The sequence below is a fragment of the Pseudomonas mandelii genome, assembly GCF_900106065.1.
GTDB classification, from domain to species: domain Bacteria; phylum Pseudomonadota; class Gammaproteobacteria; order Pseudomonadales; family Pseudomonadaceae; genus Aquipseudomonas; species Aquipseudomonas mandelii.
Genome location: NZ_LT629796.1, coordinates 2,347,761 through 2,368,375, shown reverse-complemented (window position 1 = coordinate 2,368,375; position 20,615 = coordinate 2,347,761). Strand labels below are relative to the sequence as shown.

Sequence of the window (20,615 nt, the reverse complement as noted above, 5' to 3'; positions counted from 1 at the left end):
AAATGCAGATAGATCACGATTAGCCGTTTTAGAATGCAAAATAATGCAGATACAGAGGGCGCGCAGACATCATTCTGTAAACACCCTCCGCTATACCAGACGGCCCGCTTATAACAAAAAGGCCGTCTCACATGCCCTTCTCCCCCCAGCGCCTGGCACTCAGCATCGCGTTGTTGATCAGCACCGGCGCCCACGCCGCACCCTTCAAGAATGTGCAGATCGACACGCCGACCACCGCTGCGCAAACCCTCGGCGGCGCAGACACGCTGACGATTTCGGCGCCGGGCAGCATCACCAACGCTGGCAAGGCAGTGAGCCTGAAAGACAGCACCAGCGGCGTGGGTGTGGTGATCGATAACTCGGGCAGGATCATCTCGACCGGCGGCCGGGCGATCGACAGCAGCGGTGACCTGACTCAGGCACGCAACTACAGCATTTATAACCGCGCGGGTGGGCAGATTCTCGGCTTCAACGACGCGTTGCGCATCGACAGCAACTTCGCCAGCGGCAGCTTGCTGATCGACAACAGCGGCATTATCCGCTCGACCACCGGCCAAGGGCTGGACCTGGATGCGCTGCGCAGTGCCGGGGTCAAAACGACGATCATCAATCGCGCAGACGGGTTGATTCGCGGGGACGCCAGCGATGGCATGAAGACCGGCGCCAACGCGATAATCACCAACTATGGCGAGATCTCTACCGGCGACGCTCGAATCGCTGACAACAAATTCGACGGTATCGACATCGACACCGCGACCGGCGTGACGGTGACCAACTACGGCAGCATTTCCGGTGGCCGCCATGGCATCACCACTGACCTGGGCGCGACACTCACCAACTACGGTCAAATCACCGGCCGCAATGGCTCGGGCTTCGGCTCCGATGGCGACGGCACCGTCATCAACCACGGCACGATTACCGGTGCTTATTCGGGCCTGCAACCCAATGGCGACGGTGATGGCGTGGACATCGACAAGCTCGCCCACATCGAAAACTACGGCACCATTCAAGGTGTCGGTGCCGGCGGTGTCGACAAGGGGGGGTTCGCCAACGGCAGCGAAGGCATCGCGTTGGGTGGCGGCTATGTATTGAACGCCAACGGGGCGCTGATCAGCGGCGCCAACAGCGCCATTTTGGTGGACGACGGCAGCGGCGGTTCGGGCGTGGCCGCGACCACGCTGGAAAACTTCGGCACCATTCAGGGCCTCGACGGATTCGGCGTGAAGTTCGTCGGCGGGTTCGATGACAGCGTGATCAACGGCGGCACGATCAGCGGCAGCAATGGCCTGGCGCTGGATTTGGGTGGCGGCAACGACAACCTGACAGTGCGCAATGGCAGCCGCTTCGTCGGCATGGTCGACGGCGGCAGCGGTGACGACCACGTGGTGATGGACGACGCGGCGGGCGGCCATTTCGGTGCGAGTCGCAACTTCGAATGGCTGGAGGTCAAGCACGGGGCCTGGACGCTGACCGGCAGCGGTGATTTCAGCGAGGGCGGCGCGGTGCGCAATGGTGCAACGCTGATCAACCAGGGCGGCATCGCTGGCACTTTGACCGTCGATGCGGGCGGTGTATACGCAGGTGGTGGTTCGGTCGGCAACTTGCTGGTCAACGGGACGTTACGGACCAACACTCAACTCGGCACAGCAACCATCACCCACGACTTGACCATGGGCAGCGGCGCGACCCTGGCCTACGGCGTCAATGCCGATGGCAGCAGCGCGCCGATCCAGGTCGGCGGCTTAGCCAACCTGAACGGCTCAACCCTGGCGGTGAACCCTGGCAGCGGCACTTATCCGTGGCAGAGCCACTACACCGTCCTGCAAGCCGCGAGCATCAACGGCACCTTCGGCAAGGTCACCAGCGACTACGCGTTCATCACGCCGACCCTCGCTTACACCCCGACACAAGTCGACCTGACCTACACGCGCAACGATGTCGCCTTCAACCAATTCGCGGTCACGGGTAACGGCAGCAACGCCGCCAACAGCCTGGCCTCGATGGGCAAAAACAACGCGCTCTACAACGCACTGCTGAACACCACCAGCGCCACGGCCGGCGCGGCGATCGAGCAACTCGCCGGCGCCAGCAACGCTAACCTGACCAGCGCCACCCTCAGCGCCAGCAGCCAGATCGGCAGCAGCATGCTGTCGGCGATGCAGCAAATGGGCGGTGGTCCAGGATTGCTGGTCGGCCTGGATCAGCGCGACACCCCAGTACTCGCCGCCGCTGGCGTTCCCTCTGAAGCCCGCAACCTCAATGACCCGAACGCCCAAGGCCGACTCTGGCTGCAAGCCATCGGTGGCTACGGCAAGCTCGATGGCGAGCATGGCAGCAGCGGCCTGGAGCAGCGCACCAAAGGCAGCGTGCTCGGGGCCGACTGGGCGCTCAATCCGCAATGGCGATTGGGTGTTCTGGGCGGTTATTCGAAAACAGATCTGGATGCCACGGGAGTCGATGGCAATGTCGAGAGCTGGCACGCCGGCGTCTATGCCTTGCGCCAAAGCGGTCCCTTCGCTTTGCGCCTCGGCGCCGCGTACAGCGGTCATCAGGGTGAAAGCAAACGCACGGTGGCCTTCAACGGCTTCAGCGACCGCCCAAAAGGCGATTACGACGCCGACAGCCAACAGGCCTTCGCCGAACTGGGCTACGCAATGGGCAGCGGTCGACTCAGTGCCGAGCCGTTTGCCAACCTCGGCTACCAGCGTTATCACCGCGACCGCTACCAGGAAAAAGGCGACGCCGCCGCCCTTCAAGTCGATAAACAAACCCAGGACAACTTCAGCAGCACCTTCGGCCTGCGCCTGGCGCACCTGAGTTCACTGGATAACGGCATGAGCCTGACGCCCCGTATGACCGCAGGCTGGAAGCACACCTATGGCGATGTCAGCAACTCGACGCGTCAGGCTTTTGTGGTCGGGGGAACGGCGTTTAGCGTTGATGGCAGTTCACTGGACCGTGACAGTCTGGTGCTGGAAGCCGGGCTGGACCTGGGCATTTCGGCGCGGCATTCGGTGGGGATTGGGTACAGCGGAGAGATGGGGAGCAACAGCCGCAATCATGGGGTGATTGGGCAGTGGCAGATGAGTTTCTGATCCGTAAAAAACAGACCAGTCCGGAAAGGTTGTAGGCAAATACTCCACCGTGTGAAGGCCAATGCACACGTAATCTGCGGAGTAGGATTTTTGCTACAACCGAACTTCCATGGCCCTTCAAAAATGCCGGAAACGCCCGGCATTCAAGGACCAGCGCTCCCTCCTAGAGTTTGACCTTCTCAAAAACAAGGTCAAATTCAATGCCCACGCCGTCCACTTATCGCCCGCATCGACTCGCCCTGGCGATCGCCCTCTCCCTTGGCTGCATCGATGTATCGATGGCTCAGCAACCAGAGATTGATGCGGCTGTCGAAGCACCCGACAAAAAAGCTCGAACAACCGCTTGGCGAAAAAGTGATGATCTTTTGGCGATCAGGAACTTCATTGGTCCGATGCAGCATGCCGTCAAACCCGCTTCACTAAAGCCACAAGAACCGGTAATTCAGCCGCCAACTGATTCGGCTGCCCCGGAACCTGTAGATCTCGCAGCGCATCTTTACGACTTTCGCGAAACTGCCGACGATTCGCTCCCACCACCATCGCCCGCAACACCGGAAGGCGAACCCGGCCCGGTTTCGGCTGAGGTGCCAGCGAATCCTGCTCCACCTGTAGCCGCTACCACGGAACCCATCGATCCAGCGGAGCCTCTTTACGAGTTACCCGGGAACAATGATGCCCCGTTCGAAACGGTAGATAACGATTTACCGATGACGTTCGACGAATTCTCAAATGCCGATGGCGTCAAGCGCACCACTGCAGCAGGGCGGTACGAAAACATCGACGGCGTCTCACTGACACTGGGGATGGGAGATGACCTTCTTATCATCGGTAGCGGAGTCAGCTTTGCAGGAGAAATTCAGGGCGGTGGCGGGAAAAACGCAATACTGCTCGACTCCCCCGAGGGCGGCGTACTCGACAAAACCAGTCACTTTTCCGGGTTGCGAGTCGCGCAAGGCGCTTGGTCTTTGACGGGTAAAGACGACTTCGACCGCGGAGCCGAGGTATTGGACGGCGCAACGCTGTTCAACATGGGCAGCATCGCGGGTGATGCCATTGTTCGCGAAGGGGGTCGCTACGGTGGCCAAGGTGAAGTTCGCAATCTTTATGTAGACGGTACATTGCAGGTCAGCGAGCGGCTTGGCGCTCCACGCATCAAAGGAGACCTGATATTCACAGAGGGTGCCACACTCTCCTACGGCGTAACGGCTACCGGCAAGCCTCCCACCATCATCGTCGAAGGTATTGCAGCGCTTGAAAATGCCTCACTGGAGGTTGCTGCACTGCCGGGCAACTATCCCGACAGCAGTGATTACACAGTGCTGAAAGCCGGCCTGGTGGAAGGCAAATTCGGTAGCGTCACGAGCAATCTGGCGTACATGACGCCGAAGCTGTCTTACTCCAAGACTGATGTGGTGCTCAACTACGCTCGCAATGAAGTACCGATAGAGGATTTCGCCGCAGACGACAATGCTCGAGCGTTTGGCCAAAGCGTGGCCGAGCCGACGGCTAAAACAAGTGAGTCCAATGCGGCCGTCACCGCCCTGCTCACCACCGACAAATCCACCGCCACCTACGCTCTTGAGCAACTGGCCGGTGACAGCAATGCCAACCTCGCCAAGGCAACCCTCAACAGCGACAGCCCCGTCAGCGCCTCCTTGCTCTCGACCATGCGCCAACTGGACCGCGCCAGCGCGTACAACCCACGCGGCAACCGTTCCAACTCGCCACGACTCGCCGCCGGCAGCCCGGAAAACGGCAGGGTCTGGCTGCAAGCCTTGGGACACGGTGGAACGCTGGATCGCGACCACTACGCTCTGCAAACGTCGACCAAAGGCCTCGTTCTGGGCGCAGATTGGGGTGTCGATGAGGAATGGCGTGTCGGTGTGATGGGTGGCAAGTCTGAGACTCGCCTGGACAGCCGCGAACTAGACGGCGATCTCGACAGCTGGCACTTGGGCGCCTATGCCCTGCGCCAGAGCGGCCCCATGTCGCTGCGCCTGGGCGCGACCTACAGCAATCACGACGCCAGCACTAAACGTCGGGTTGCCTTCAACGGTTTCAGCGACCGCCCCGAAGGCCGTTATGCTGCCAGCACCCAGCAGGCCTTCGCGGAAGTGGGTTACAACCTGGGTCGAGCCAATGTCAGCATCGAACCCTTTGCCAGCCTTGGCTACCAACGCTATCAGCGCGACGGTTACACGGAAAAAGGTGGCGCGGCAGCGTTGAAAGTCCACGGCCAGACCCAGAACAACCTCAACAGCACGTTCGGTCTGCGACTGGCGAAGATCAACACCCTGGATAACGGCATGCAACTGACCCCGCGGTTCAGTGCCGGCTGGAAACACACCTACGGGGATATCGACATCGACACCCGTCAGCGACTGGCAACGGGCGGAAAGAACTTCACCGTTTCCGGTGCGCCGCTGGACCGTGACAGCTTGCTGGTTGATGCAGGTCTGGACCTTGGCTTGTCAGCGAAACATACGTTGGGGGTCGGCCTTAACGGCGAGATCGGCACTGACAGCCGCAATCACGGCGTAATGGGACAGTGGCGGATGGCGTTCTGATCAACCATTGATTCACCGCAGTCCCAGTGGGAGCGAGCAGGCTCGCTCCCACATTTTCAAACGCGAAACTGCGGGCAAAAAAAAGGGGAGCACATGCCCCCCCGAGGTTTAAAACGGTGTATCGAGGCTGTTATCTCAGCCTTCGATCTCGATCAGGATTTCGCCCGGGTTCACCCGGTCGCCCTTCGCCACATGGATGGCGGTGACTTTACCGGCGATGGCCGCCTGGACTTCGGTTTCCATCTTCATCGCTTCGGTGATCAGCACGGCCTGGCCGGCTTTCACGGTATCGCCTTCCTTGACCAGCACGTCGACGATGTTGCCCGGCATGGTGGTGCTGACGTGGCCCGGAGCTGTGGCTTGCTTGCGCTTGCTGCTTCCGCCGCTGACGAATTCGTTGAGCGGTTCGAACACCACTTCTTCCGGCATGCCGTCGATCGACAGATAGAAGTGACGCTTGCCTTCAGCCTTGACGCCAACACCGGTAATGTCGACGCGGTAGGTTTCGCCGTGGACGTCGATGACGAACTCGGTCGGCACACCTTCACCACCGGCCGAGGTCACACCGCCGGCTTCAGGAATCGGCAGCAGCACTTCTGGCGTCAGGGTGCCGGCCGCGCGTTCTTCAAGGAATTTGCGGCCGATGTCCGGGAACATGGCGTAAGTCAGCACGTCTTCTTCAGACTTGGCCACGGCACCGATCTCGGCACGCAGCTTGGTCATTTCCGGCTTCAGCAAATCGGCCGGACGCACGTCGATCACGTCTTCGCTACCAATCGCCTGACGACGCAGTTTCTCGTTCACAGTGCCCGGCGCCTTGCCGTAGCCGCCTTGCAGGTAGAGCTTCACTTCGTTGGTGATGGTCTTGTAGCGCTCGCCGGCCAGCACGTTGAAGAACGCCTGGGTGCCAACGATTTGCGAGGTCGGGGTCACCAGCGGCGGGAAACCAAGGTCTTCACGAACTCGCGGGATTTCGGCCAGCACCTCGGCCATGCGGTTCAGGGCCCCCTGCTCTTTCAGCTGGTTGGCCAGGTTGGAGATCATCCCGCCCGGTACCTGGTTGACTTGCACACGGGTATCGACTGCGGTGAACTCGCTTTCGAACTGGTGGTATTTCTTGCGCACGGCGTAGAAATACAGACCGATCTCTTGCAGCAGCTCCAGGTTCAAACCGGTGTCGAACTCGCTGCCTTTAAGGGCGGCGACCATCGACTCGGTGCCTGGGTGGCTGGTGCCCGAAGCGAAGCTGGAGATCGCGGTGTCGATGTGGTCGGCACCGTTTTCGATGGCCTTGAGTTGGCACATCGTGGCCAGGCCAGCGGTGTCGTGGGAGTGGATGAACACCGGCAACGATTGCTCGGATTTCAACGCCTTGACCAGCTCGCCGGTGGCGTATGGCGTCAGCAAACCGGCCATGTCCTTGATCGCCACCGAGTCGCAACCCATGGCTTCCATTTGCTTGGCTTGAGCCACGAACGCGTCAATGGTGTGCACCGGGCTGGTAGTGTACGCGATGGTGCCTTGGGCATGTTTGCCGGCCGCTTTTACGGCTTCGATGGCGACGCGCAGGTTACGCACATCGTTCATGGCATCGAAGATGCGGAATACGTCGATGCCGTTGACCGCGGCCTTGGCGACGAAAGCCCTGACCACATCGTCGCTGTAATGGCGGTAGCCCAGCAGGTTCTGGCCACGCAGGAGCATTTGCAGGCGCGTGTTAGGCAGCGCGGCGCGCAGTTGGCGCAGACGCTCCCACGGGTCTTCTTTGAGGAAGCGTACGCAAGCGTCGAAAGTCGCGCCGCCCCAGCATTCCAGCGACCAGTAGCCGACTTTGTCGAGCTTGTCGCAGATCGGCAGCATGTCTTCGGTGCGCATGCGGGTGGCGAGCAGCGATTGGTGGGCGTCGCGCAGGATGGTGTCGGTTACAAAGATCTTCTTGCTCATTCTTATATTCCTCACAGGCCTGCGTGGGCGGCGATGGCGGCGGCGATGGCCAGGGCCAGCTCTTCGGGTTTGCGCTTGATCGAGTAGTTGGTCAGTTCAGGGTGGCTATCAACGAAGCTGGTATTGAACTGGCCGCTACGGAATTCAGGGTTACGCAGGATTTCCTGGTAGTACGCGGCAGTGGTCTTGACCCCTTGCAGACGCATGTCGTCGAGGGCGCGCAAGCCACGGTCCATTGCTTCTTCCCAAGTCAGCGCCCACACCACCAGTTTCAGGCACATGGAGTCGTAGAACGGCGGAATGGTGTAGCCGGTGTAGATGGCCGTGTCGGTGCGCACGCCGGGGCCGCCGGGCGCGTAGTAACGGGTGATCTTGCCGAAGCTCGGCAGGAAGTTGTTTTTCGGGTCTTCGGCGTTGATCCGGAATTGCAGCGCGAAACCGCGGTGCTGGATGTCTTCCTGTTTCACCGACAGCGGCAGGCCGGACGCAATGCGGATCTGCTCACGGACGATGTCGATCCCGGTGATTTCTTCGGTGATGGTGTGTTCCACCTGCACCCGGGTGTTCATCTCCATGAAGTACACCTCGCCCTCGGCGAGCAGGAACTCCACGGTGCCGGCGTTCTCGTAGCCCACGGCCTTGGCTGCGCGCACAGACAGGTCGCCGATGTAGGCGCGCTGTTCCGGGGTCAGTTGCGGGCTTGGCGCGATTTCGATGAGCTTCTGGTTACGGCGCTGGATCGAGCAATCACGCTCGAACAGGTGCACCACGTTGCCAAAGCTGTCGCCGAGGATCTGCGCTTCGATGTGTTTCGGGTTGACGATGCATTTTTCCAGGAACACTTCCGCCGAACCGAAGGCCTTGGTGGCTTCGGAAATGACGCGCGGGAAGGCTTGTTCGAGTTCTTCACGGCTGTCGCAACGACGAATACCCCGGCCACCACCACCGGACGTGGCCTTGAGCATGACCGGATAACCGATGCGGTCGCCTTCGACCAGGGCTTCGGCGATGTCCGCGACGTTGCCTTCGGTCCCCGGGGTGACGGGTACGCCTGCCTTGATCATGCTGCGACGGGCTTCGGTTTTGTCGCCCATGCGGCGAATCACTTCAGCCGATGGACCGATGAACTTGATGCCGCGCTCGGCGCAAATGTCCGCCAGTTCAGCGTTTTCCGACAGGAAACCATAGCCGGGATGCAAGGCATCACAACCGGTTTCGACCGCCAGATTCACCAGCTTGCGCGCATTCAGGTAACCGGCCAATGGCTCGGCACCGATGCTGTGGGCCTCATCCGCACGCTTCACATGCAAGGCATGGCGATCGGCGTCGGAATAGATCGCGACCGAGCGAATGCCCATCTCGGCGCAGGCACGCACGATTCGTACGGCAATCTCACCACGGTTGGCGATCAGGATCTTTTTTATCACTTGGAGGTTCCCTTGAGCCGGTGGTACCCACGACCTGCTAGACCAGGTCGACGCGTGACTAAATGTTTCGACTTAGTCGCAGCCCCACACTAGCCCCCACAAGGGATTAACAAAAATGATTAATAATTGGGTTAGCCATAAGTAAAGACTTATAGTTGATCCATCAGCTTGTGGCGAGAGTGCTTATAAAATGCGTAAGTCATTGATGCGTATGACATTGCGTCAATTGCAGATCTTCAATGAGGTCTGTGATTTGAGGTCGTACAGCCGGGCAGCCGATGAAATGTCCCTCACCCAACCGGCCGTCAGCTTGCAGATTCGTCAGCTTGAGGAGCTGATTGGTCAGCCTTTGTTCGATTACGTCGGCAAAAAACTCTACATGACGGAAGCCGCCGAAGCACTACAGCGTGCCAGTCGAGACATTTTCGGGCGCCTGGAAAACCTCGATATGCAGCTGTCGGACATGCAGGGATCGTTGCAGGGACAGCTGAAACTGGCGGTGGAATCCAGCGCAAAGTATTTCGTCCCGCACTTGTTTGCTGCGTTCAAGCGTCAGCATCCGGAAGTGAATCTGCAACTGACGGTGGTCAACCGAGGGCAGGTGATCCGTCGATTGTCTGATAACCGCGACGACCTGGTGATCATGTCCATGGTGCCGCAGGACATGGGGCTGGAATTCCTGCCGTTCCTCAACAACCCGATCGTGGCCGTGGCGCCACCGGACCATCCGCTGTGTCACATGGGGCCGCTGCGCCTGCAAGACCTCGAGCCTTACACCCTGCTGCTGCGCGAGCCCGGCTCTGGAACGCGTATGGCGTGCGAAGAGTATTTCAAAGAGAAGCGCGTGCACTTCAACCAGACGCAGGAGGTCTCATCGGCCGAAGCCCAGCGTGAATGTGTGCTGGCGGGTCTGGGCGTCGCGCTGTTGACGCGCCACGCCCTGAACCTTGAGTTGGCGACCGGCGGATTGATCGAGTTACCGGTCGAAGAACTGCCGCTGTACCGCAGCTGGTGCCTGGTGCAGGCCAAGGCCAAACGGCTGTCGCCGGTGGCCCACGCATTCCTTGCGTTTATCCGCAGCGAACGGGTGCAGATCAGCGCCCTGGTTGAGCGTTTCGACGGGAAGTTGCGGGAGCTGCCTGCCAGTAGTTGAGTTCCAGATCAGAAAAATCGCCGATCTCGGCCAGCAACTGGCGGCGCTCGCAGCGATCTTCGATGGCGCGGCGAAATTCCATGCGGCGCTGGTCTTCTTGCTGGCGACGGGTTTTGACGGCGCTGTTGCGTTCTTCGTAGGGCTGGGCCATTTCGAGTCTCCCAAGGCGATTACGGGAGTTTCAAGATAGGCGCGAGGGATGACGGTTTGGCGGCGGGTGGGTTACAGAACGATGAAACTCGCAGACTGACCGCGAACCTGTGGCGAGGGAGCTTGCTCCCGCCCGGCTGCACAGCCGTCGTAATGAGCCTGATGCGATTGGTCAGAACATCGCTGTGAATGGTTTGGGGCCGCTCCGCAGCCCAGCGGGAGCAAGCTCCCTCGCCACAATTCCAGCCATTATCAGTCGTCGAGGGCTTTCACTGATTTGGGCGACAGCCGCAAGCTGCGCAGACTGCGTTTGACGCTCTTGAGGTGGTTGACCAGGCTCGGCCCGCGCGCCATGGCCACGCCCATCGCCAATACGTCGATCACCACCAGGTGAGCGATACGCGAGGTCAGCGGCGTGTAGATTTCAGTGTCTTCATGCACATCAATCGCAAGGTTGACGGTCGACAGCTCGGCCAACGGCGTCTGGCTCGGGCACAACGTGATCAACGAGGCGCCGCTCTCGCGCACCAGGTTAGCGGTGATCAACAAATCCTTGGAGCGCCCGGACTGGGAAATACAGATCGCCACATCGGTCGGTTTCAAGGTGACCGCAGACATCGCCTGCATGTGCGGATCGGAATACGCCGCCGCAGTCAGCAGCAAACGGAAGAATTTGTGCTGGGCATCCGCCGCCACCGCGCCCGACGCGCCAAAGCCGTAGAACTCGACGCGTTGGGCCTGGGACATCAGCGACACAGCCCTCTGCAATTCCACCGGATCGAGCTTCTCGCGAACCTCCATCAAGGTGTGCAGGGTGGTGTCGAAGATTTTCAGGCTGTAGTCCGCGACCGAATCGTCTTCATGGATCGCAAACTGACCAAAACTCGCACCTGCCGCAAGGCTCTGCGCGAGCTTGAGTTTCAAGTCCTGGAAACCGGAACAACCGATGGCGCGGCAGAAGCGCACGATGGTCGGCTCACTGATGCCCACGCTATGGGCCAGGTCGGCCATGGAGCTGTGCATCACCGCCGCCGGATCAAGCAGCACGTGGTCGGCGACCTTGAGCTCCGACTTGCGTAAGAGGTGGCGTGACTGGGCGATGTGTTGCAGCAGATTCAAAGGTCTGGACTCTTTGTTATTGGCAGGGGCCGGGGATGTAGCAAGCTTGTAGTTATACTACATGAATCGGCTTTTTGCCTGCTCAATGCGTAACTCGATGTCCCCATTCCACGCCACATACGCTTGATGTAGCACTTACAAGGGTTTTGCGTCCTCACCTAAAAGCGCCGCCAGGTCATCGGCCTCGACTGGACGGCTGATCAGGTAACCCTGCACTTCATCGCAGCGCTCGGCTTTCAAGAATTCCAGCTGCTCTGCGCGCTCCACACCTTCAGCCACCACTTTCAGCGACAAGCCATGCGCCATGGCGATGATCGCCCGGGTGATCGCTGCGTCCTCGCTGCCCTGCCCCAGACCGCGGATAAACGCCTGATCGATCTTCACGTAATCCACGGGAATGCGCTTTAGATAACTCAGGGACGAATAGCCCGTGCCGAAATCGTCGATCGCCAGTTTCACGCCCAGATCCCGCAGCTGCTGGAACGTCGCGATGATGTGCTCGACGCTGTCCAGCAACTGGCTTTCGGTGAGTTCGAGCTCCAGGTAGTGCGGCGCCAGGCCGGTTTCTTCCAGTACCTGTCGCACCAGGCTGACCAACTTGCCCTGGCGCAATTGATGCACCGACAAATTGACCGACACGCGAATCGGCTCAAGCCCCTGCCGTTGCCATTCGCAGGCCTGCCAACAGGCTTGGCGCAACACGAACTCGCCGATCGGACCGATCAGCCCGGTTTCCTCCGCCAGGCCGATAAATTCAGCGGGCGGCACACGCCCCATGGTCGGATGATCCCAGCGCACCAACGCTTCGGCAGCGTTCAGGCGCCCGGTGGCGAGGCAAAGTTTCGGCTGGTAATAGACTTGCAACTGCTTTTCTTCGATCGCTTTGCGCAGCTGATTTTCAAGCTGCAATCGCTCAAGGGTGCTGGCCTGCAAGCTCTCGGTGTAGAACTGGAAGTTGTTGCCGCCCAAGTGTTTGGCGTGCTGCATGGCAATGTTCGACTGGCTGACCAGCGCGGAAATTTCCCTGGCGGTGTCCGGCAACATGCTGATGCCCATCGAGGCGCTGACCACCAGTTCATGGCCATCGACGGTGATCGGCAAACGCAGTTTGGTCGACAACCGGGTCGCCACGCGCGCCAGGCTCGACAGGTTGCCGTAGGCATCGAATATCACCGCAAATTCGTCACCGGAAAGCCGCGCGATGGTGTCCGCCTCGGGCAATGCGTTGACCAGCCGTCGGGCCATTTTCTGCAGCAACTGGTCAGCGACTTCATGCCCAAGGCTGTCATTGAGCAGCTTGAAACGATCCAGGTTGATATGCAGCAGTGCCAGGCTGCGACGCCCACCCTGACGCACCCGCTGATGAGCCTCGCGCAGCCGTTCGCGGAACAGCGAACGGTTGGCCAGGCCCGTGAGTTCATCGTAATGGGTCAGATAGCGCATGCGCTCTTCGGATTCCCGTCGAGCGGACAGATCGGCGAAGAAGCCAACAATATGGCTCACCTTTCCCCGAGCATCCCGAACAGCGTTGAGTTGCAGCCACTGTGGATAGAGCTCGCCGTTTTTGCGGGTTTCCACCAGCTCGCCCTGCCACGTGCCGTGCTGTTCCAGCGCATGATGGATCGCGCCGTAGTGCCTGCGCGCATCGCGGCTGCACGGCAACTCGACGACGTTGCGCCCGATCATGTCGTCGATGTCGTAGCCGGTGACCCGGCTGAAAGCCTGATTGACCGCGATCAGCGCGTAATTGGGGTCGAAAATCACGATGCCTTCGCTGGCCGCCTCAAACACCGTCGCCGCCAGTTGGCGCTGTTCTTCCTGCCCCTTGCTCGCGCTGATGTCGCGGCGGGTGCCGACCATGCGGATCACCCGACCATTTTCGCTGCGCTCGACCGCTCGTCCACGGTCCTCGATCCAGACCCAGTGACCGTCGCCGTGCCGCACCCGGTATTCGATCTGGTAATCCTCGCTGCGGCCTTTCAAATGCTCGACCAGGGCACGACGCAGCGACGGCAAGTCTTCGGGGTGAAGGCGAGGCTTGAGGTGGCTGAGCATCGCGGTGACGAATTCCGGTTCCAGGCCGAACAACTCTTGAAGTTGGGTGTGATGGACTTCGTCAGTTTGCAGGTTCCAGTCCCACAGCCCGAGTTCACTGGCCTTCAACGCCAGCGCCAGTCGCGCTTCGCTCTTGCTCAGGGCCTGGTTGGCCGCGTCCAGTTCGAGGCTGCGCTGGGCGACCCGGTTTTCCAGCTCGACCTGGGCTTCGCGCAACTTGTCTTCGGCGCACCGGCGATGATCAATCTCTTTGGCCAACTCGTGATTGAGCTGGTCGCCGCAGCTTTGCGCCTGCTGCAGATGCTCGATCAGGGCCTGATTCTGAAAGCGCCGTAGCAAGCCGCTGTCGATCAACCTGTTGACCTGCCAGGCCACCACGCTCAACGCGCCCAATAAAATCAGCCCGAACCAGCCCCAACCCTGGCCTTGTTCATCTCCCCCCCAGAAGAGATAGGCGATGGCCGGCAACAGGCAGGGCAAGGTAAAGGACAGGAATGCCGGCAGGCTGACCGCATACGCAACGCTGGCCGACAGGGCGGCGGCGCCGATCAGGCCGAATACCCAGGCTTGCTGCATGAAATTATCAGCGGGAACCAGAGCGATGCCGGCACCGGCCAGGGTCAGGCCTGTCATGGCGGAGCCCAGCAGGAACATGCGACGCCAGACCGGATGGGCCTGGCGATTGGGAATGGCCGAATCGAAGGCCGCGACTTGAATCACCCGCAGGGCCACCAGCGATAGAAGCCAGATCAGCCAGACACTGACGATGAAGTAGCGCTGCGGACTCCAGAGCAGTGCGGCACAGACCAGCCCGTTGATCAGCATGAACAGCGTAGGCAGCAGCGAGCCCTGGTAGAGCAGGCGCGTGCGCTCGACCGCCATTTCCATGGCGTACTGTTTGCGGATAACCCGGGGCTCCACAGAAGGGCCCGACAGGTCGGAGCTGAGGGTCATAGGCAATGTTCTTGTTCTTATAATGGTGAGCATGAGCCCGAAACGTGGACGGAGCATACACAAGCCGATGCCCTTACCAAACTGCCCCGGATCATAAAATCGACAAAATTTCAGCCCCCCGCCGCCGCCTCAAAACCCTTGGAGCGAGCCCCGCCAACGCTTGCAGCCAGTGACTGACCGGTCGTCATTCGTGCTTCTTTCATCGGCTAATGCAAAGCTCGGTTTGCCCGGTGTGACGGCGCACCCTAGAATGCCCCGATGCGCGATGATCTCTCCCTTCTGCTGAACTCCCTCAACGATGCCCAACGCCAGGCCGTAGCTGCCTCCGTGGGTCGTCAGTTGGTCCTGGCCGGTGCTGGTTCCGGTAAAACCCGAGTGCTAGTGCACCGTATCGCCTGGTTGATCCAGGTCGAGAACGCCTCGCCCCACTCGATCCTGTCGGTGACCTTCACCAATAAGGCCGCTGCCGAGATGCGTCATCGCATCGAGCAGCTGATGGGTATCAACCCGGCCGGCATGTGGGTCGGCACCTTCCACGGCCTGGCGCACCGCTTGCTGCGGGCGCACTGGCAGGAAGCCGGCCTGAGCCAGACCTTCCAGATTCTCGACAGCGACGACCAGCAACGGCTGGTCAAGCGGGTGATCCGCGAGCTGGGGCTGGACGAGCAACGCTGGCCGGCCCGCCAGGCTCAGTGGTTTATCAACGGGCAGAAAGACGAAGGTCTGCGCCCACAACACATTCAAGCCAGCGGCGATCTGTTCCTGGCCACCATGCGCAGCATTTATGAGGCCTACGAGGCCGCTTGCCTGCGCGCCGGTGTTATCGACTTCTCCGAATTGCTGCTGCGTGCCCTCGACCTGTGGCGCGATCACCCGGGCCTGCTGGCCCATTACCAGAAGCGCTTCCGGCACATTCTGGTGGATGAGTTCCAGGACACCAACGCCGTTCAGTACGCCTGGTTGCGTCTGCTGGCCAAGGGCGGCGACAGTTTGATGGTGGTGGGCGACGACGATCAGTCGATCTACGGCTGGCGTGGCGCGAAAATCGAGAACATTTATCAGTATTCCGACGATTTCCCGGATGCCGAGACCATTCGTCTGGAGCAAAACTACCGCTCCACCGCCGGGATTCTCAAGGCTGCCAACGCCCTGATCGCCAACAACACCGGGCGCATGGGTAAAGAACTGTGGACCGATGGCGGCGAAGGCGAAGCGATCAATCTGTACGCCGCGTTCAACGAGCACGATGAAGCACGCTACGTGGTGGAAACCATCGAAAGTGCGCTGAAAACCGGCTTGGCACGTAGCGATATCGCGATTTTGTACCGCTCCAACGCCCAATCGCGCGTTTTGGAAGAAGCGTTACTGCGCGAGCGCATTCCGTACCGCATCTATGGTGGGCAGCGCTTCTTCGAGCGCGCCGAAATCAAGAACGCCATGGCCTACCTGCGTTTGCTGGAAGGTCGCGGCAACGATGCGGCGCTGGAGCGGGTCATCAACGTTCCGGCCCGTGGCATCGGCGAGAAAACCGTTGAAGCGATTCGCGACCATGCGCGCCACAGTGACGTATCGATGTGGGAAGCCATGCGCTTGCTGGTCGCCAATAAAGGCCTGACCGGGCGTGCCGCTGGCGCGCTCGGCGCATTTATCGAGCTGATCGAGAACCTTGCCGCCAAGTGCATGGAAATGCCGCTGCACCTGATGACCCAGACGGTTATCGAACAGTCGGGGCTGATTGCCTACCACGAAGCGGAAAAAGGCGAGAAAGGCCAGGCCCGGGTAGAGAACCTTGAGGAACTGGTCAGCGCCGCGCGCAACTTCGAAAACGCTGAAGAAGATGAAGACCTGACGCCATTGGCGGCGTTCCTAGGCCACGCGTCGCTGGAGGCCGGTGATACCCAGGCCGACGAGCACGAAGACAGCATTCAGCTGATGACCTTGCACAGCGCCAAGGGCCTGGAATTCCCTTACGTGTTCCTCGTGGGCATGGAAGAAGGCCTGTTCCCGCACAAGATGAGCCTGGAAGAGCCGGGGCGTCTTGAAGAGGAGCGCCGTCTGGCTTACGTCGGCATTACGCGGGCGATGCAGAACCTGGTGATGACCTACGCGGAAACCCGACGCCTGTACGGCAGCGAGACTTACAACAAGGTGTCGCGTTTCGTGCGTGAAGTGCCGAAAGGCCTGATCCAGGAGGTGCGGCTGTCCAACAGCGTCAGCCGTCCGTTCGGCGGTGGTCAGCAACAGAGCTCCAGCAGCCTGTTTGGCGGCAGCGAGATTCCGGACACCGGGTTCAGCCTCGGTCAGGCCGTGCGGCATTCGGTGTTTGGCGACGGCGTGATCCTGAACTTCGAGGGCGCCGGAGCCCAGGCCCGGGTGCAGGTGAACTTCAGCGAAGGCAGCAAGTGGCTGATGCTCGGTTACGCCAAGCTGGAAGCTATTTAGGCGCCTATGATCGTTCCCACGCTCGGCGTGGGAATGCATCTCGTGACGCTCCGCATCACAGTGGACGCAGAGCGTCCATGGCGGCGTTACCGCGCAGAGCGTGGGAACGATCTATCTGCGCCGCGCCCGCTACGGGCATTCCTACAGAACTTATCTCCTCGTCCTACAGACCAAAGTTAACAGGCCCGATTGCGCTGACCGAAGCTGAACGCAACCTGTCAGGCAAAAGCCCGAAACACTCTGCCGCTAGCCAGTAACACTTCAGCTGTGCAACATGGCGCGCGTGCCATCCACAAATGGGAATTCCCTTTATGAAACGTTTTCTTAGCATCGCCATGGCGTTGTGCATCGGCCTGACGATGAGCCTCGACGCCAACGCCAAGCGCTTTGGTGGCGGCAAGAGCTCCGGCGCTGCGCCGACTCACCAGACCAGCCAAATGGCTCCTTCTTCTGCCGCCGGTGGTGCTGCTGCCACTGCGGGCGCGGCCGGTGCCGCTGGCGCTGCCGCCAAGGCCGGCGGAGCTTCGCGCTGGCTCGGCCCTCTGGCCGGCATCGCTGCCGGTGGCCTGCTGGCCTCCATGTTCATGGGCGACGGCTTCCAGGGCATGCAGATCTTCGACATCCTGATCATGGCTGTCATTGCGTTCCTGATCTTCCGCTTCATCGCCGCTCGTCGTCGCAAGCAACAGGAGCACCTGGCTCCAGCTGGCGCACCGATGCAACGTGAAGTGTTCGAGCAGAAGCCAGCCGGCATGGGTTCGATCTTCGGCGGCTCGGCGGCACCTGCTGCCGCTCGTCCGGTAATCAACGCGCCAGCCTGGTTCAATGAACAGAACTTCATTGAAGCGGCCCGCAACCACTTCCAGTCCCTGCAGCAACACTGGGACTCCAACGAAATGGACAAGATCGCCGAGTTCGTGACCCCGCAATTGCTGGAGTTCCTGAAGCGTGAACGTGCCGACCTCGGCGAAGGTTTCCAGTCCACCTACATTGATAACCTCAATGTTCAACTGGACGGCGTGGATGATCGTGCCGACAAGACCATCGCCACCCTGACCTTTACCGGTGTGTCGAAGACTTCGCGTTTCGACCAGGGCGAAGTGTTCAGCGAAAGCTGGAACATGGAACGTCCGCAGGGCGAAAACCAGCCTTGGCTGGTGGCCGGTATCCGCCAGAACGGCTGATCCCCTCCGCGTTACGCATGCTGTAATAGAAACCCCGGCCTCGGCCGGGGTTTTCTATTTCGCAGTTGCATCTGTAGCGAGCTACTGTATAAACCGCCCCAACTAAACCGCGCCATCAAGCAAGAGGATCCCGGACGTGGAAGAAATCATCGAACAACTGCGTGAAGCCAACGAACCGGTACCGGTCCCCTTGGAGCTGCCTGACGAAGACCAGATCGTGGAAATCGAGGAACAACTGTTCATCGACATTCCCTTCGTCTTCAGAGAGTTTTTGCTGACTGTCAGCGACGTTGTCTACGGCAGCCTGGAGCCGGTGACCGTCACCGACCCGCAATCCCACACCTACCTGCCAGACGTTGCTGCCAACGCCTGGGATGCGGGTGTTGATCGCAGCATGATCCCGATCTGCCAGGACGGCGACAATTACTACTTGGTCGAAGAAGACGGCACCGTGGTGCTGTGGTTGGCCGAAGAAGAGCTGGTCGCCGAAGAAACCTGGGAATCGGTTTGGCACTGGGCGCGGGACGTCTGGCTGGAAAGCTGAGTCGTCTGACGCGCCGCGTGGTCAATGCCCGGACGACTCCTTGTGGTTGTCCAGTGTTTCGAGCAACGCCACCTGCATCCGCGTGTGCACGCGGATGAACCAGCGCCAGAGCAGTGCTGCCACCCCGGCGGCCACCACGACGATCAGTACCAGCAACTTGTTGGTCGGCAAAATACTGGCCGACAAGGCTGCCAGCAGCAGGAAGATCACCAGCAGCGAGAGGATCGGGATCACTTCGGCGATCACCCGGCGCACTCGCTGCGTGTGGCGCCCTGCCATCTCCGGCTTCACGCCCATCTCCGCCAACAGCATCGACAGCGCCTTGAGCTTACGATAAGCGGCGATCAGAAACGGCAGCGACAAGAGCAACGCCCCGCCCCAGATCAACGCTTTCTGCCAGCTCGGATCGCTGATCCACGCTTGCAGGTACACGGACATGCGTTCGGCGAAATACGCGCCGGAAAAAAAGATCGCAATCACCAGCGCCAGATTGACCCCGACCTGCAACAGAATCCGCCGGATCATCGACGCCAGCAGCGCGCCCTCGCCCTGAGGCTGAATGCTGCGCAGCCACTCGCCGTACATCCCCAACACTCGCGCCAGCCGCTGCGGCATCACCGCGGCAAGCTTGATCGACAGCGGATCAGCCGCGCGGATCAGATACGGCGTCAGCAACGTGGTAATCACCGAGACTGCCACGGCGACCGGGTAGAGGAAGTTGCTGGTGACCTGCAGCGTCATGCCCAGCGCGGCGATGATGAAGGAGAATTCGCCAATCTGCGAAAGCCCCATCCCCACGCGCAGTGAGGTGCGTCCGTCATTGCCGGCGATAAAGGCCCCGAGGCCGCAGGAAAGCATTTTGCCGAGCACAACGGCCACGGTAATCACTGCGATTGGCCAGGCGTATTGCAGCAGGATCATCGGATCGAGCATCAACCCGATCGCCACAAAGAAGATTGCACTGAACAGGTCGCGAACCGGCTCGATCAAGCGCTCGATCTTCAGCAATTGCCGTGACTCGGCCATGATCGCCCCAATCAGGAACGCGCCCAGGACCATGCTGTATTCAAGCTTGACCACCAGCAGGCAGAAGCCGAAACACAGGCCCAGCACAGTGATCAGCAGCATTTCATTGCTTTCGAACTTCGCCACATAGGCCAGTAATCGCGGCACCAGCAAGATGCCAATGACCAGTGCCACGATCATGAACAGCGAGAGCTTGCCCACCGTGGAAAACACTTCGCCGGAACTGACCGTGCCGCTGACCGCGATGCTCGACAGCAAGGCAATGATGCCGATACCGAGGATGTCCTCGACAATCAGCACACCGAAGATCAGCTGGGCAAAGCGCTCGTTCTTCATCTTCAGGTCGTTGAGCGCCTTGACGATGATGGTGGTCGAGGAAATCGCCAGGATCGCGCCGAGGAACAGCGAATCCATGGTGTTCCAGTCAAACCATTGGCCGATTTCGTAGCCGATCCAGATCATCAGCACGATTTCGAGGAACGCCGCGATGAATGCCGTGGCACCGACCTTGAACAGCTTGCGCAGGCTGAACTCCAGGCCCAGGCAGAACATCAGGAAAATCACCCCGAGTTCCGCGAGGGTCTTGATGGTTTCTTCGTCGTGGATCAGGCCGAACGGCGGCGTGTGCGGACCGATGATGAAGCCGGCGACGATATAACCCAGTACCACCGGCTGTTTGAAGCGGTGGAACAGCACCGTCACCACCCCTGCGACCAACATGATCACTGCCAGATCCTGAATAAAACTGATGGCATGCATGGTGTCGGGCTCCTTGAGGTGGACGTCCGGAGGTTAACACCGGGACTTCCGCCAGAAAGGCGGTGCAATATATGGAAACAGATCGATCCGGCGTGACGGCGAGCAGCCGCCCGGCGTCCCGATAACTGTGGTTTGAAAAAAACCGACCAGGCACCCGCAGAGGTGCCGCCCTTCCGCCATTCTGCCTTGACCCGTG

General features: G+C 60.3%; 12 protein-coding genes. 6 read left to right on the top strand and 6 right to left on the bottom strand.

Annotated features, from left to right (window positions below; translation table 11 throughout):
* Positions 1-131 precede the first annotated feature (131 nt).
* Complete coding sequence (locus BLU63_RS10665) at positions 132-3,095, top strand: autotransporter outer membrane beta-barrel domain-containing protein (RefSeq protein ID WP_083375430.1); 2,964 nt, start codon at positions 132-134, stop codon at positions 3,093-3,095.
* Between the two features lie 707 nt (positions 3,096-3,802).
* Entirely contained in the window at positions 3,803-5,662 is a 1,860-nt protein-coding gene (locus BLU63_RS10660) for an autotransporter outer membrane beta-barrel domain-containing protein (protein WP_083375429.1), read from the top strand.
* A gap of 135 nt (positions 5,663-5,797) precedes the next feature.
* Here BLU63_RS10660 and oadA read toward each other — a convergent pair whose 3' ends face one another.
* Together oadA and BLU63_RS10650 are read right to left on the bottom strand one after the other, a co-directional pair.
* The gene (gene oadA / locus BLU63_RS10655; protein ID WP_083375428.1) at positions 5,798-7,606 is read right to left on the bottom strand and encodes a sodium-extruding oxaloacetate decarboxylase subunit alpha; all 1,809 of its coding nucleotides are present in this window, start codon (positions 7,604-7,606) and stop codon (positions 5,798-5,800) included.
* A gap of 11 nt (positions 7,607-7,617) precedes the next feature.
* Positions 7,618-9,033 (bottom strand): acetyl-CoA carboxylase biotin carboxylase subunit, encoded by a 1,416-nt coding sequence (locus tag BLU63_RS10650; protein WP_010465373.1) that lies wholly within the window; start codon positions 9,031-9,033, stop codon positions 7,618-7,620.
* A 190-nt stretch (positions 9,034-9,223) separates the two neighbouring features.
* On the opposite strand from BLU63_RS10650, the gene BLU63_RS10645 reads away from it, so the two are divergent.
* Complete coding sequence (locus BLU63_RS10645; protein ID WP_010465374.1) at positions 9,224-10,186, top strand: LysR family transcriptional regulator; 963 nt, start codon at positions 9,224-9,226, stop codon at positions 10,184-10,186.
* Here the strand turns inward: BLU63_RS10645 and BLU63_RS10640 are convergent.
* The 3 genes from BLU63_RS10640 to BLU63_RS10630 form a co-directional block, all read right to left on the bottom strand.
* Positions 10,128-10,337 carry a PA3496 family putative envelope integrity protein gene (locus tag BLU63_RS10640; protein ID WP_010465375.1) on the bottom strand — a complete coding sequence of 70 codons (210 nt, stop codon included), beginning with the start codon at positions 10,335-10,337 and terminating at the stop codon, positions 10,128-10,130. The genes BLU63_RS10645 and BLU63_RS10640 overlap by 59 nt on opposite strands.
* Positions 10,338-10,588: 251 nt before the next feature.
* A complete protein-coding gene (gene hexR, locus BLU63_RS10635; RefSeq protein ID WP_008027445.1) occupies positions 10,589-11,455 on the bottom strand; it encodes a transcriptional regulator HexR in 867 nt (288 codons plus the stop codon).
* Positions 11,456-11,590: 135 nt separating this feature from the next.
* Entirely contained in the window at positions 11,591-14,464 is a 2,874-nt protein-coding gene (locus BLU63_RS10630; protein WP_010465376.1) for an EAL domain-containing protein, read from the bottom strand.
* A gap of 258 nt (positions 14,465-14,722) precedes the next feature.
* On the opposite strand from BLU63_RS10630, the gene uvrD reads away from it, so the two are divergent.
* The 3 genes from uvrD to BLU63_RS10615 all read left to right on the top strand — a co-directional run bounded on the left by uvrD (position 14,723) and on the right by BLU63_RS10615 (position 18,634).
* Positions 14,723-16,906 carry a DNA helicase II gene (gene uvrD, locus BLU63_RS10625; RefSeq protein WP_010465377.1) on the top strand — a complete coding sequence of 728 codons (2,184 nt, stop codon included), beginning with the start codon at positions 14,723-14,725 and terminating at the stop codon, positions 16,904-16,906.
* Between the two features lie 311 nt (positions 16,907-17,217).
* Positions 17,218-18,090 carry a Tim44 domain-containing protein gene (locus BLU63_RS10620; RefSeq protein WP_010465378.1) on the top strand — a complete coding sequence of 291 codons (873 nt, stop codon included), beginning with the start codon at positions 17,218-17,220 and terminating at the stop codon, positions 18,088-18,090.
* 136 nt (positions 18,091-18,226) lie between these two features.
* Positions 18,227-18,634 (top strand): SMI1/KNR4 family protein, encoded by a 408-nt coding sequence (locus tag BLU63_RS10615; RefSeq protein WP_010465379.1) that lies wholly within the window; start codon positions 18,227-18,229, stop codon positions 18,632-18,634.
* A 21-nt stretch (positions 18,635-18,655) separates the two neighbouring features.
* On the opposite strand, the gene BLU63_RS10610 is transcribed toward BLU63_RS10615, so the two are convergent.
* Entirely contained in the window at positions 18,656-20,419 is a 1,764-nt protein-coding gene (locus tag BLU63_RS10610) for a cation:proton antiporter (RefSeq protein ID WP_010465380.1), read from the bottom strand.
* Positions 20,420-20,615: the final 196 nt, after the last annotated feature.